The sequence below is a fragment of the Pseudidiomarina andamanensis genome, from assembly GCF_009734345.1.
Lineage (GTDB): Bacteria > Pseudomonadota > Gammaproteobacteria > Enterobacterales > Alteromonadaceae > Pseudidiomarina > Pseudidiomarina andamanensis.
Map to the genome: position 1 here is coordinate 2,291,858 of NZ_CP032551.1, position 13,897 is coordinate 2,305,754.

The window sequence follows — 13,897 nt, forward strand, 5'->3', positions numbered from 1 at the left end:
CTATGGCACAGCCAAACCTTTACCACAAGAGCATTGCGATTGATGCGGCAGTTTCGGCGAGGAACCGCACCAAAGAGTGGCCACTGAGGAATCTATGAACAACGCGCAAACGGGCATTTACGCAGAACCCAATTTACACGGCATCACGCTCTTGTTGAATGTGATGACTGACGATGCCGACTATATGCGCCGCAAACTAGCGCGAGTTCCTAAGTTGATTGACGATCTTGATCTTCGCTTCTCTGAATCAATGCTGAATGGTTTTATTGCCGTGGGCAGCGATTACTGGGATGTGCTGTATCCCGATGTGCGACCGTTGCAATTAGCAAGTTTTCCAGATTTGAGCGACGGTGATCGACACACACCGCGTGAATCGGCTGACTTACTATTGTGTATTCGCTCCGATCGCTTTGATGTGAATTTTCAAGCTGCGCGTACATTAATGGAATGGCTCGGTCACGATGTTGAGCTGGTAGAGCAGAGCAATACCTTCCGCTTTATGGATGGCCGCGATCTACTCGGTTTTATCGATGCGCCTGACAACCCTCGTGGCATGCGTCGTCGCGAGGTTGCCGTTGTTTCTGACGATGCCATTTTCAAAGGTGGTAGCTATGTGTTTACCCAAAAATTCCGTTATGACTTAAGGCGCTGGGAGCAGTTAAGCACCGAAATTCAAGAGCATGTGATGGGGCGGAAGAAAGTAACCGGTGAGCGTATCAGTGAAGCGGTACTTAGCATGGTCACGCATACTCAAAAAGCCCGTTTATTAGATGTTAATGAGCAGCCACTCGAATTATTGCGTCAGAATATGCCGTGGGGCGATCTTCGTGAACAAGGGCAGTTGGCGATGTATTTTTCAGGTAAGCCGCAACATGTGGTGCAGTGGCTCAAGAATCGCTACATTGCAGATGAGCAGGGCGATTATGATCCGTTGTTAGATTACATTGAGGCAACGGCAAACGCGGCCTATTTCGCCCCCTCAATTGAGTTCCTGAAAAATCGTTAATCGTTATTCGTTATTCGTTATTCGTGCGTTCGTCTCGCTGTTGAAAATTGAGGCAAACTTGATCATTTTTTTGTGTGGTCGCTTTGGTTTTTCGCTTTTCGCTTTTCGCATTTTCGCATTTTCGAATAACGCTCAACGCTCTTGCTGTTGCTCAAAAAGTTTTTTGACGTTCTGAAGCGTAAAATCGATTTCTGAAACCTTCAACGGCGCAATAAAAATTGTGTCATCACCAGCAATCGTTCCCAGAACACCTTCTTTTTTGCCGACTGAATCGAGTAAACGCGCAATAAGCTGCGCCGCTCCTGGCGTGGTGCGAATAATCACCATCACATCATTGTGCTGTATATCCAGAACAAGCTGGGTCAATGGAGCGCGGGTGCTTGGAATACCAAGTTCAGCAGGCAAACAATAGACCATTTCTTGGCGGGCATTACGCGTACGAACCGCACCGTATTTACTTAATAGGCGCGATACTTTTGATTGGCTAATGTTCGCAAAACCCTGTTCTTTTAAGGCATCGACAATGTCACCTTGAGAGCCGTAACGCTCTTCTTTCAATAGCGCTTTGAAGGCCTCAATCATGTCTTCGGTTTTTTTTGTTGGCATGACTCTCGCTCAATCATTTGTTCAAAATAATGGTCAAATTAATCGTCCATCATATACTTGCGCCTAATTTACGCAAGAGCTACGCAATGATTTCAGAGCGCCGACACAAGCGCCTTTGGTTGTAATTTCGGCGTAAAAGGAGTAGAGTTTTCGCCCTGAAATTTCCCCAAATAACTGGATGGAGTCTGAGATGAAAGTTGCAGTTTTAGGTGCAGCTGGCGGTATCGGCCAAGCACTATCATTACTTTTGAAAACCCAATTACCGGTTGGTTCTGAGCTAGCGTTGTATGACGTAGCGCCTGTTGTTCCTGGTGTTGCTGTTGATCTCAGCCACATTCCAACCGCTGTTTCTGTAAAAGGCTACGGTAAAGACGATTTAGCTTCAGCATTAGTTGGTAGCGACATCGTATTGATTCCTGCAGGCGTGCCACGTAAGCCAGGTATGGACCGTTCAGATCTGTTCAATATCAACGCAGGTATTGTTGCTAACTTGGTTGAAGCCATTGCTGACAACTGCCCGAATGCATGCATTGGTATCATCACCAACCCAGTGAACACAACGGTCGCTATCGCGAAGAAAGTTCTTGAGAAAAAAGGCGTTTACAACAAGAACAAATTATTCGGCGTCACCACGCTTGACGTGATTCGTGCAGAAACTTTTGTTGCTGAAGTACACGGTAAGAACCCTGCTGAAGTAACGGTTCCTGTAATCGGCGGTCACAGCGGCACAACGATTTTGCCATTGTTGTCGCAAACTGGTTTGAGCTTCTCTGATGAACAGATCGAAGCATTGACCAAGCGTATTCAGAACGCTGGTACCGAAGTTGTTGAAGCAAAAGCTGGCGGCGGTTCTGCAACCTTGTCAATGGGTCAAGCAGCAGCGCGTTTCTGCTTATCGTTAGTGAAAGCATTGCAAGGCGACAACAGTGTTGTTGAGTGCACTTATGTTGAAACTGATGGTCAAGATGCATTGTTCTTCGCACACCCAGTTCGCCTAGGCGCGAACGGCGTTGAAGAAATTCTGCCATACGGTGAGCTAAGTGCGTACGAAGAAAAAGCGAAAGCTGACATGTTGGATGGTCTGAAAAACGACATTCAAATCGGCTTAGACTTCGTTAAATAAGCAAACTACAATGCCAAAGCAGAGCGTCTTACCACCCATAGTGATAAGCGTTCTGCTTTTTTGTTTCTTCTACTTCCTCACTCCTTGGCACGACCACCTTCTTATGCGCTACCCGCGAGTAATTGATGGCGCATGGTGGCAACTCATTACTAGTCAGTTGATGCATCACGATGCACCGCACCTCTGGTTCAATATTGCCGGTATATGGATTGCTTGGTTGTTGTTTCCTGAACAATTAAAAACGCCAAACGATTGGTTGATGGTTGTTCCTATCCTATTGGCGAGTAGTGCATTCGAACTTTTAGGCGCGCCGACTTACGAAGTCTATGCAGGTTTTTCAGGCGCACTTTATGGTGTGTTTGCATACGCAGCCTTGCAAGATGCATTAAAGAAACATTGGATTGGTGGCATAGTATTCGTCGGATTAATAATCAAAATAATTCTCGATTTAGACCAACCTGAGCATGGAGATGTTGTCGCAGTTTACGCACACATAGGTGGCGCGGTTGCTGGCATTGTTGCGGTATTTTTAACCCAAAAACCCTTCATTAATCAGCCCGAAAAATAACTAATGTTATAGTTCGTGGCGAAATTGATCAAAAATCCTCCTTGTATTATTTGAACAATTGGCGATATTTAATACAGTGCATAGTACTTTAGTGCTATGCGCATTCGCACAACAACACAAAACAACAAGAATAATCGGGGAGAAATTTATGGCAAAACCTGTCATTGAAAAAGTAGTCCCAGTTGCACATGGTATTCGTCCAACCTTGGTCGCATGTGCAATTTTAGCGAGTCTATCAACCACATCATTTGCGCAAGAGGCGAGCACCGACGGTGCTGAACCAGAGACCAAAGCAGATGAACGAATTGCGGTAGTGGGTACACGTTCAGCGCCACGCTCGGTTGGTGATTCTGCAGTGCCGCTCGATATTGTCGGTGCTGATGAGTTGCGTGACCAAGGCTCCACCGACATGATGAACATGGTGAGCACAGTAGTGCCTTCGTTCAACGTGAATGACCAGCCAATCAACGATGCATCTACCTTGGTTCGTCCTGCCAACCTTCGCGGTTTAGCATCCGACCATACCTTAGTTCTGGTCAATGGTAAGCGCCGCCATCGTAGTGCGGTCATCACATTTCTTGGTGGCGGGCTTTCCGACGGCGCGCAAGGGCCAGATATTTCTAATATTCCAGCGTCGGCATTGAAACAAATCGAAGTACTCCGTGATGGTGCCGCGGCGCAATATGGCTCAGACGCGATAGCTGGTGTGATTAACTTTGTACTGAACGATGCTGCCGAGGGTGGAACTCTTGAAGCTCGCTATGGAACGACCGCCGAAGGCGATGGCGATACCTTCCAGATTAGCGGCAATATTGGTCTGCCGTTGAGTGAGCGTGGTTTTGCAAATTTAAGTATGGAGTACCGCGAAGCTGATGCAACCAGCCGCTCTGTTCAGCGTGATGATGCTGCTGCGTTGATTGAAGCAGGTAATACGTTTGTTGCTGATCCTGCTCAGATATGGGGAACACCTGAAATCAAATATGACTTCAAAGCACTCGGTAATTTTGGGCTTGATTTAGGTAACAACAAAGAAGCTTATTTATTCGCAAATTATGCCGAACGTGAAATTGAAGGTGGCTTCTATTATCGACATCCACATGACCGCAGTGGCGTTTATTTTGGTGGCTTCAATGACCAAGACGAGCAACTCTTATTAGTTGGTGACTTGGATGGTGTTGGTCAGGGGCTGTCATGTCCAGAAGTGCCAGTGGGTGACAATGTACTTGATTCGCCGGAATATCAGTTAATTGCCGACAATAGCACGCCACTGGGCGCGAACTGCTTTGCGTTCAATGAACTGTTACCTGGAGGCTTTACACCGCGGTTTGGTGGCATTGTTACTGACGCATCATTTGTTGCTGGAACGAATGGTTATTTTGCAAATGATTGGGCGTATGACGCATCAATCGGCGTCGGTTACTCTCGCGTCGAGTATTTGTTGTTCAACACAGTAAACCCATCGTTAGGGCCTGATACACCATTTAACTTCAGCCCAGGCGCTGCTAGCCAGTTAGAGAAAAACTTTAACCTTGATTTCAGTAAAGGATTTCAGGTTGATGGGTTCTACGATTTAGTGAATGTCGCCACTGGTATTGAATATCGTCGCGAAACCTTTAAGCAAGAGGTTGGCGATCCGGCATCATTCGCAATTGGGCCACTGACCGATCAAGGTTTTGGTATCGGTTCAAACGGTTTCCCAGGCATCAAGCCTGAGGCAGCTGGTGAATGGAGTCGTGGTAACTGGGCTTGGTATGCTGATGTTGAGACTTACCTCACCGCAGATTTCATGGTCGGTGCTGCAGTACGATTTGAAGACTTCAGTGATTTTGGTTCAACCTCAAACGGCAAACTCTCGGCACGTTGGCAGCTAACCTCCGATTGGGCGATTCGCGGTGCAGTAAGCACTGGCTTTAAAGCACCAACGGTAGGCCAAAGTAATGTTATCAACGTGACGACGGCGTTCGTTGGCGATAGTTTACAAGATCAAGCGTTGTTGCCACCAACGAACCCAATTGCTGCATTGAAAGGCGGTAAACCATTACAACCGGAAGAATCGGTATCATACAGTTTCGGTGTTGTTGGTGAATTCCAAAGTGGTCTCTACCTAACCATCGATTACTTTAATATTGAAGTAACCGATCGTTTGAGCCGAACTTCGGCAATTCCATTAACACAAGAAGACCGCGATGCGCTGATTGCTCAAGGTGTTCGTGATGCCGCAAGTTATAGCAGTGTTGTTTACTTCACTAATGATTTCGATACCACCACACAAGGTATCGATGTGGTCGCCAACTACGGGCATGACCTGTGGGAAGGTGATATGAAATATACACTGGCCTATAACTGGACGGATACAACCGTTGATTCATTTAATCCAGACAACATCAACCTTGCCAAGGTACAGATGTTAGAGGACAACCTACCGGCACATCGTGCAACCTTTACAGCGAACTACCGGTTTGATGCAATGCGCACACTCGCTCGCGTCAATTATTACGGTAAGTACTATGAAGACCATGTTGATGCAGGTGGTGGCTTGGATATCTTCCCGGGCGCTGAAACAACCCTTGACCTTGAGTTTAGCTATGACTTTAGCGAAAGCTTCACAGCCGCTATCGGCGGCAAGAACGTGCTCGATAATCGTCCTGATGAGAACCCGTTCGCAAGCTCAGTGGTTGGATCGTTATATCCACCAACATCACCGATGGGTGTAAACGGCGGTTACTACTACCTTCGTGCGCAATATAAGTTCTAATTGGTTGCGATAGAAAAACACCAAGGCAGGCCGAGCGCCTGCCTTTTTTCTGTGCCCTTCAGCGAAATTCGTGTACAATCTTTGGCTTAATTTAACAGTCACACTGAAGCTATGAAGTTATCAGAAATCAACGCCTTGATGGCCGACGACATGACCGGAGTGAACCAACTAATTGGTGCAGAACTTCAGTCAGATGTTGCTCTTATCAATCAATTGGGTCTGTATATTGTGAACAGTGGCGGCAAACGTCTACGTCCGCTACTTGCTGTCACCGCCGCGCGCGCCGTAAATTACGAAGGGCAGGGGCATCTAACCCTCGCGACCATCATTGAGTTTATTCACACCGCGACCCTGTTGCACGACGATGTCGTTGATGCATCAGAGCTACGTCGCGGTAAAGAAACTGCCAACGCTGTATTTGGTAACGAAGCGAGCGTATTAGTTGGCGATTTCTTGTATACCCGCGCATTTCAGTTGATGGTGACGTTGAATTCGATGAAGGTGATGAAGATTCTCGCCGATGCAACCAATATCATTTCAGAGGGTGAGGTGTTGCAGTTGATGAACTGTAATGACCCAGACACTACTGAAACGAGCTATTTTGACGTTATTTACGGTAAAACAGGTAAACTCTTTGAAGCCGCCACGCAACTCGGTGCCGTTCTTGCTGAACAACCACAAGAAGTAGAAGATGCGCTTGCAGCTTATGGTCGACATCTTGGCACCGCTTTCCAATTAGTGGACGACTTACTTGATTACACTGCCGATAGCGAAACTATGGGTAAACAAGCCGGTGATGACTTAGCTGAAGGTAAGCCAACATTGCCATTGCTTTACGCTATGTGGCATGGCAATGACCAGGAAGCAGCAATGATTCGTCTTGCGATTGAACAAGGTGATGGCCGTGACCAATTGCAGCAAGTACTTGCAGCAATGCAGCGCACGGGCGCACTGGAATACACGCGTAATCGTGCTTTAAAAGAGGCGGAGTTAGCGCAGCAGCAACTGGCGCATTTGCCGGCGTCGCCGTATCGCGAGGCGCTGCACGCCCTCGCTGCTATCGCCGTCGACCGCATCGCTTAGAACCGTTACTCGTTATTGGTTACTCGTTACTCGAAAAACAAAACGAACGAATAACGAATAACGAATAACGTACTTTACTCACGCAGCGAGTTTATGTACAATTCGCGCCCTGAATTTAATTCAAATAAAGACCCCTCGGGGAAAATCGGAGAAAGACATGTACGCAGTATTCCAAAGTGGCGGTAAGCAACACCGTGTAACTGAAGGCCAAATCGTCCGCCTGGAAAAACTGGAAGCGGCCACTGGTGATGTGGTTGAGTTCGATCAAGTGTTAATGCTATCGAACGGTGACGACGTGAAAATCGGCGCACCTTTTGTTTCTGGTGGATCTATCAAGGCGGAAGTTATCAACCACGGTCGTGGCGACAAAGTGAACATTATCAAGTTCCGTCGTCGTAAGCACCACATGAAACGCCAAGGTCATCGTCAGTGGTTCACCGAAGTGAAAATCACTGGTATTAACGGTTAATTGAAGGAGTAACGACACATGGCACACAAAAAAGCCGCAGGTTCAACTCGTAACGGTCGTGACTCAGAAAGTAAACGTCTGGGTGTTAAGCGCTTCGGTGGTGAGTCAGTATTAGCTGGTAGCATCATCGTTCGTCAACGTGGTACTAAATTCCACGCTGGTGACAACGTCGGTATCGGCCGTGACCACACTTTGTTCGCATTAGCGGACGGTAAAGTTTCTTTTGCGGAGAAAGGTCCAAACAACCGCAAATACGTTAGCATCGTTACTGAATAATTTCAGTTAGAAAGCTAGCGAAGAGATAAGAAACCCCGTCCGGAGTGGCGGGGTTTTTTCATGTAAGCAGGTAGGTTAAATCATGAAGTTTGTAGATGAAGTCGAAATTCGCGTAGAAGCAGGCGACGGCGGTAACGGCGTAGTCAGTTTTCGACGTGAAAAATATATCCCCAAAGGCGGTCCCGATGGCGGTGACGGTGGCGATGGCGGCGACGTTTATCTAGAAGCCGATGAAAACCTAAACACGCTAATCGACTATCGCTTTGAGCGTTTCCACCGTGCGCAACGTGGTGAAAATGGTCATGGCAAAAACTGTACCGGTAAACGCGGTTCAGACTTAGTTTTAAAAGTGCCTGTAGGTACGCGAGCGACCGATCAAGAAACCGGTGAAGTGCTGGGCGATTTAACTCGTCACGGCTTACGTCGCATGGTCGCCAAAGGTGGTTTCCACGGTTTGGGTAATGCACGTTTTAAAAGCTCAACCAACCGCGCACCACGTCAAAAAACTATGGGTACGCCAGGTGAGATACGTACATTGAAGCTTGAGCTAATGCTTCTTGCCGATGTTGGTTTACTTGGTATGCCGAACGCTGGTAAATCAACATTTATACGTTCCGTGTCAGCAGCAAAACCAAAGGTAGCCGACTACCCATTCACCACCTTGGTGCCGAACTTGGGTGTTGTGCGTCCAGTGCCACACGCAACGTTTGTCATCGCCGACATTCCTGGGCTAATTGAAGGCGCAGCTGAAGGCGCCGGTTTAGGTATTCGCTTCTTGAAACACCTTGAGCGTTGCCGTTTATTGTTGCATCTTGTTGATTTAGCACCGTATGATGAAACTGATCCAGCGGAACAAGCAGTTAAAATTGTTCATGAGCTTGAAAAGTACAGCCCAGAACTTGCTGCCAAACCGCGTTGGTTAGTGGTGAATAAAGTCGATTTGCTCAGCGAAGAGCAAATTGCCGAAGGCATCGAGCGCGTTAAAGAAGCGCTGGATTGGGACGGTCCGGTTTATCAAATCTCAGGCCTGTCGAACATTGGTACCGATGCGCTGTGTAAAGAAATCATCGCCTATCTAGAAACGTTGCCGAAGCAATCGCCAGAAGAAATGGAAGCTGAAGCGAAGGCGAGCGTTGAATTTAAGTGGGATGACTATCACAAGCAGCAGCTTGAAGCGTTCGAAGACGAAGATGACGACGATGATGACTTCGACGACGACGATTACGACGTGGAAGTGATCTACCAAAAGTAAAAACGTTACTCGTTATTCGTTATTGGTTACTCGAAAAACCAAAAGACAATGCGCATAGAAGTGAGCAAATACGTTTGCGATTTCAAGAGCGCGCTGAAGCCACGAATAACGAATAACGAACAACGAATAACGATTTGGGGGGTGAGATGCATATTGCTTTAGTTGCGGCCATGGCGGCCAATCGCGTCATCGGAAAAGACGGCAAAATGCCTTGGCACCTCCCTGCCGAACTGCAACACTTCAAACGCATTACCCTCGGTAAGCCCGTTGTCATGGGTCGCACCACCTACGAATCCATTGGGCGTCCGTTGCCAGGACGCACCAATATTGTTCTCAGTCGCAAACACCAGCAGCCTTATACTGACGAGCAGGGCGTGGTTTGGGTTAATAGCCCTGAGCTTGCTGTGCAGGTGGCCGGCCATACTGAAGAGCTGATGGTGATTGGTGGTGGACATGTTTACGCCGAGTTTTTGCCACATGCACACCGATTATATCTTACCCAGATTCAATTAGAGACTGAGGGCGATACGTTTTTCCCCGACTATCACGCCGAAGCAACTTGGGAACTGACTGAGTCGGTAGAGCATCCTGCCGATGATAAGAATCCTCACGCATTTGTAACAGAAGTTTACGAACGTCAAGATGAGCCTCGCTAACGCAATAAAAGTGTAAAGATTGCGTTAACAAGTGGCGACTTTTAACATTTTAATCCGTTGCAGACGCTAGAACGCCTCGTTAACATACCTTTCAAATAATAGTTTAGTGATAATGTATGAAAGGTTTTGGGATGGCTCGCACGAGCTTCATAATAACAATGAGCATGGGTCTAGTGATGACTAGCGGAGCAGCGGTGGCACAATCAATGTTACCGAGCTTCGGTGATGATGTGGCGTTGTTGTTTTGCAGCCAAGTTCGGCACAACAATGCCAGTGAATTTCGTAACAAGTTGCGCGAATATCGTCTGCGTATTCGCGACATTTATCCCCACATTCGCTGTAATGGCGAAACCATGATTCAATTCGCTCAGCGCAATGGCTCGTTTGAGATTGGTCGTTTCATTGCCTATAGCGTTCTTATCGACGACTTACATAAACTTGGCGATGCCACATGGGCACAAAACTTACCTCAACAGAACCGTATCCGCCAAGTGATTGATGAACGGTTGGAACACCTATCTCAGTAAAAAATAAAACAAACTTTTACAGTTTGTTGCTTTCCAGCTACCACGTAGTCGGGATAAACTGGGGTGAATTGTTACAACCGGATAACAAATCATGCTAAATAAGGGAATATCAGCCGTAGCTATTTTGCTAGGCGGAACACTCTACCTAAGCGTTACCAATGCTTTATATGCAGCAACGCAAGACCCTGCGGCGCAGACAACTGCTCCGGCATCACAGCAAAAACCATTAGCTTCGTGCTACCTGAAGAACATAAGTGAGCAGGTTTTATGTGGCACACTCATGGTTCCTGAGAACTACGATCAACCAAATCAGCGACAAATTCCTATCAACTATGCTGTTTTGCCCGCCGTAAGCGAAAATAAAAAGGCCGACCCGCTATTGATTTTAGCTGGTGGTCCAGGACAAGCCGCTACCGAACTGGCAGCAATGATTAACCGTATGTTTAGCGATGTGCGGAAGCAACGAGATATTTTGTTGATTGATCAGCGCGGTACCGGTAAGTCGAACCCACTGAGTTGCGAATTAAGTCATGTTGATGAGTTGGTTAAGGCCGATGATGATATTGAGCTCTCGCGCATTGCGGGTGAGTGTTTGGCTAAATATACTGACGAAGACCTGACGCAATACCATACAGTAAATGCAATTCGCGATTTTGAAGCCGTTCGAGAGCATTTAGGCTATCAGCAGGTCAACCTGTATGGTGGTTCATATGGCTCTCGCGCAGGCTTGGTATATATGCGAGAGGCGCCAGAGTCGGTGCGCGCAGCTGTACTTGATGCCGTTGCGCCTCCGGAAGTCGTCGTTGGCCCGTTTGGCCGCCACGGCGCTGATTCGTTTGAGTTATTACTCGAGCAATGTGCGAACTCCAAAGCCTGTGAGTCGACATTCCCTAATTTAAAAACAACCTACGCCGAGACGCTTGAGCAACTTGAAGCTAACCCGGTTCCATTAACGGTCAACGACCCGTTAACGAATAAGCCAACGGATATTTTAATTACTGCAGGCCGTTTTACTTCAGTCATGCGGGTGGGCTTATATCATCCAGTCACCAGACAATTACTGCCTTATGCAATTCAAGAAACCCATCGTGGTAATTACACGCCTTTAGTTGGTTTGATTGGCAGTAGCATGTCGCAATCGGAAATGTATATGGGGTTAACATTGTCGGTGTTGTGCAGTGAAGACTTACCTCGTGCAACCGACGAGCTTTTAGCCGAGGACGGTGCCAATGATTTTATCGGTAGTCGCACTGCGGACGCATTTATTGAAATGTGTTCTGTATGGCCATCGGTACCTCGTCCTGAGTCTTGGTTTGCGCCGGTAGAAAGTGATATTCCAAGTTTATTACTTTCTGGACGTCATGACCCGGTAACGCCTCCAACATGGGGCGCACTGGCGGCACAAACCCTCTCGAATAGCCGCCATTTGATTGCTCCGCATGGTTCACACACGATAGCAGGGCACACTTGTGCTAATAAGTTGGCCGCTCAGTTTATCGATACATTAGATTTAGCCGCACTCAACGAAGATTGTTTGCAAAAACAAAAACCGTTGCCGTTTGTACTCAATTCGAACGGCAAAGGCCTGTAAGGTAACTGCAATGATTCAAGTGACAGAACTTCGCAAACAATTTGGTAAGGTTACCGCGCTCGACGGCCTGACGTTTACAGCACCTGAAGGTCAAATAACAGGTCTTTTAGGCCCAAATGGTGCCGGTAAAACAACCTGCTTACGTACTATTTATGGGTTATTGAAAGCGGATAGCGGACAAGCACTTATTGATGGCATTGATGCAACGAAGCAACCGTTAGAAGCGCGCCGAAATATTGGTATTTTCCCAGATAAATTTGGCTTATATGAGCGCCTGACCGCACGTGAGCAAGTTGCTTATTTTGCAGCGCTGCACGGTCTCGACAAAGACGCTGGTCAAGCAGCTGTACAAGAGGCGCTTGAGCGTTTAGATATGCTTGCCATTGCCGACCGTAAAGCTACTGGTTTCTCGCAAGGCCAGCGAATGAAAGTGGCGCTAGCACAAGCAATTGTCCACCGCCCTAAGCATCTTATTCTTGACGAGCCAAGTCGCGGCCTAGATGTAATGAGTACCCGTATTTTGCGAGACTTGCTGCGCGAGCTTCGCAGTCAAGGAACCAGTATTTTGTTCTCAAGCCACGTCATGCAAGAGGTGGCGGCATTGTGCGATCAGGTTGTTGTGGTTGCCAAAGGAAAAGTGGCTGCGCAAGGTACAACAGAAGAACTGTGTCAGTTAACTGGCGAATCAGCGCTCGAAGAAGCGTTTGTTAAAATAATCGGAACCGATGAGGGAATCGCGGCATGAGTAAGTCTGTTCGCAGTCCAATAGGAATTGTTTGGCGCAAAGAGTTAAAAGACGCAATTCGTGACAAACGCTCAGTAATGGCGGCTATGTCGTACGCTTTTTTCGGACCATTACTCATGGCGGTTGCGTTTTACGTCATGATCAGTCAACTCACTGATCCAAGCGATGTTGAAATTGACATCAAAGGCGCGGAGCACGCACCAGCCCTCATCGATTACTTACAACAGCAAGGCATTATTGAACGTGAGAAAGATTGGCCGGCAGGTCAACAGCCTATTGAGCTGGTTATTGGTGAAACTTGGGCGGAAGATATTGCAACGGCACAGCCAGCTCCAGTGACACTAACCGCTGACTTTAGTGCAACCAAACAACGTTCGGACATTCGCCGAATTGAAAAAGCCATTGAAGGTTATAGCAGTAAGCTCTCGTTTATTCGTCTGCAAATGCGCGGGCTCGATCCACGTGTGGTACAGCCGATTGATTTGGTCAAACACGATACCGCAACGAAAGGCTCTCGCTCAGCTATTTTGATGGGAAGCGTCCTGATATTCATCCTGTTGTCAGTATTCTTCTCTGGCATGAACGTTGCCATTGATATTAGCGCCGGAGAACGAGAACGTAACTCACTCGAGTTGCTGTTATCACAACCACTGAGTTCTCATCAGTTGGTATTAGGTAAGGCTTTCGCAGCAAGCTGTTTTGCCATGTTTGGTGGCGTGTTAAGTGTGGTGTTGATCCCGCTTATTTTCCGCTTCTTACCATTACACGAAATCGGCATCAGTGTTGCTATTGAATGGCCAATGATGTTGTTGATGGTGCTTATGTTGGCACCGTTAGCCCTGTTCGCAACGGCACTTCAGCTATTTGTTAGCTTCCGCGCCAAGAGCTTTAAAGAAGCGCAAACCTACATTTCGTTCTTGTTGATGCTGCCAATGTTAGCCGTATTTGGCGTTGAATTCGCGCGCCTTAAGAACCCTGTTCTTTACTATTTACCTCTAACAGGTCAGCACCAAGCATTGCTTGATATCATTAAGGGCGAAGCATTGCAGTGGTTGCCATTATTGGTCAGTGGGGTAGTTACGGCGATTGTGAGTTTGTTGATTATTCGCTTTATTGGCAAAATGCTCGCCAGCGAAAAAGTCGTCTTCGGCCTGTAAAGCAAGAGCGTTGTTCGTTATTCGTTATTCGTGGGTTCGTCTCGCTGTTGAGGTTAGAGACAAATTTGCTCATATTTCTGTGT

General features: G+C 47.3%; 14 protein-coding genes. 13 read left to right on the forward strand and 1 reads right to left on the reverse strand.

The features are described from left to right. Positions 1–94 precede the first annotated feature (94 nt). Positions 95–1,006, forward strand: coding sequence for a Dyp-type peroxidase (locus D3795_RS10895; RefSeq protein WP_156268681.1), 912 nt, complete (start codon positions 95–97; stop codon positions 1,004–1,006). 132 nt (positions 1,007–1,138) lie between these two features. On the opposite strand, the gene argR is transcribed toward D3795_RS10895, so the two are convergent. Continuing rightward, a complete protein-coding gene (argR, locus tag D3795_RS10900; RefSeq protein ID WP_156268683.1) occupies positions 1,139–1,612 on the reverse strand; it encodes a transcriptional regulator ArgR in 474 nt (157 codons plus the stop codon). 190 nt (positions 1,613–1,802) lie between these two features. Here argR and mdh point away from each other — a divergent pair, with 190 nt between their 5' ends. The 12 genes from mdh to D3795_RS10960 all read left to right on the forward strand — a co-directional run bounded on the left by mdh (position 1,803) and on the right by D3795_RS10960 (position 13,814). Next, positions 1,803–2,735 carry a malate dehydrogenase gene (mdh, locus tag D3795_RS10905; protein WP_156268685.1) on the forward strand — a complete coding sequence of 311 codons (933 nt, stop codon included), beginning with the start codon at positions 1,803–1,805 and terminating at the stop codon, positions 2,733–2,735. A 103-nt stretch (positions 2,736–2,838) separates the two neighbouring features. Beyond that, positions 2,839–3,303: a rhombosortase gene (gene rrtA, locus D3795_RS10910; protein ID WP_173021027.1), complete on the forward strand. Its 465-nt coding sequence runs from the start codon at positions 2,839–2,841 to the stop codon at positions 3,301–3,303. A gap of 148 nt (positions 3,304–3,451) precedes the next feature. Continuing rightward, a complete protein-coding gene (locus D3795_RS10915) occupies positions 3,452–6,058 on the forward strand; it encodes a TonB-dependent receptor plug domain-containing protein (protein WP_156268688.1) in 2,607 nt (868 codons plus the stop codon). A gap of 111 nt (positions 6,059–6,169) precedes the next feature. Next, positions 6,170–7,141, forward strand: coding sequence for an octaprenyl diphosphate synthase (ispB, locus tag D3795_RS10920; RefSeq protein WP_156268689.1), 972 nt, complete (start codon positions 6,170–6,172; stop codon positions 7,139–7,141). Between the two features lie 157 nt (positions 7,142–7,298). Continuing rightward, positions 7,299–7,610 (forward strand): 50S ribosomal protein L21, encoded by a 312-nt coding sequence (gene rplU / locus D3795_RS10925; RefSeq protein ID WP_156268690.1) that lies wholly within the window; start codon positions 7,299–7,301, stop codon positions 7,608–7,610. A gap of 18 nt (positions 7,611–7,628) precedes the next feature. After that, positions 7,629–7,886 carry a 50S ribosomal protein L27 gene (rpmA, locus tag D3795_RS10930; protein WP_156268691.1) on the forward strand — a complete coding sequence of 86 codons (258 nt, stop codon included), beginning with the start codon at positions 7,629–7,631 and terminating at the stop codon, positions 7,884–7,886. A gap of 82 nt (positions 7,887–7,968) precedes the next feature. Next, complete coding sequence (gene cgtA / locus D3795_RS10935) at positions 7,969–9,138, forward strand: Obg family GTPase CgtA (RefSeq protein WP_156268693.1); 1,170 nt, start codon at positions 7,969–7,971, stop codon at positions 9,136–9,138. A 146-nt stretch (positions 9,139–9,284) separates the two neighbouring features. Beyond that, a complete protein-coding gene (folA, locus tag D3795_RS10940; RefSeq protein WP_156268695.1) occupies positions 9,285–9,794 on the forward strand; it encodes a type 3 dihydrofolate reductase in 510 nt (169 codons plus the stop codon). A 176-nt stretch (positions 9,795–9,970) separates the two neighbouring features. Further along, entirely contained in the window at positions 9,971–10,321 is a 351-nt protein-coding gene (locus D3795_RS10945; RefSeq protein WP_173021028.1) for a DUF3718 domain-containing protein, read from the forward strand. A gap of 91 nt (positions 10,322–10,412) precedes the next feature. Then, entirely contained in the window at positions 10,413–11,912 is a 1,500-nt protein-coding gene (locus D3795_RS10950) for an alpha/beta hydrolase (protein ID WP_156268699.1), read from the forward strand. 10 nt (positions 11,913–11,922) lie between these two features. Then, positions 11,923–12,657: an ABC transporter ATP-binding protein gene (locus D3795_RS10955; RefSeq protein WP_156268701.1), complete on the forward strand. Its 735-nt coding sequence runs from the start codon at positions 11,923–11,925 to the stop codon at positions 12,655–12,657. Next, positions 12,654–13,814 (forward strand): ABC transporter permease, encoded by a 1,161-nt coding sequence (locus tag D3795_RS10960; protein WP_156268703.1) that lies wholly within the window; start codon positions 12,654–12,656, stop codon positions 13,812–13,814. Before D3795_RS10955 ends, D3795_RS10960 begins: the two co-directional genes overlap by 4 nt. The last annotated feature ends 83 nt before the right edge of the window (positions 13,815–13,897 follow it).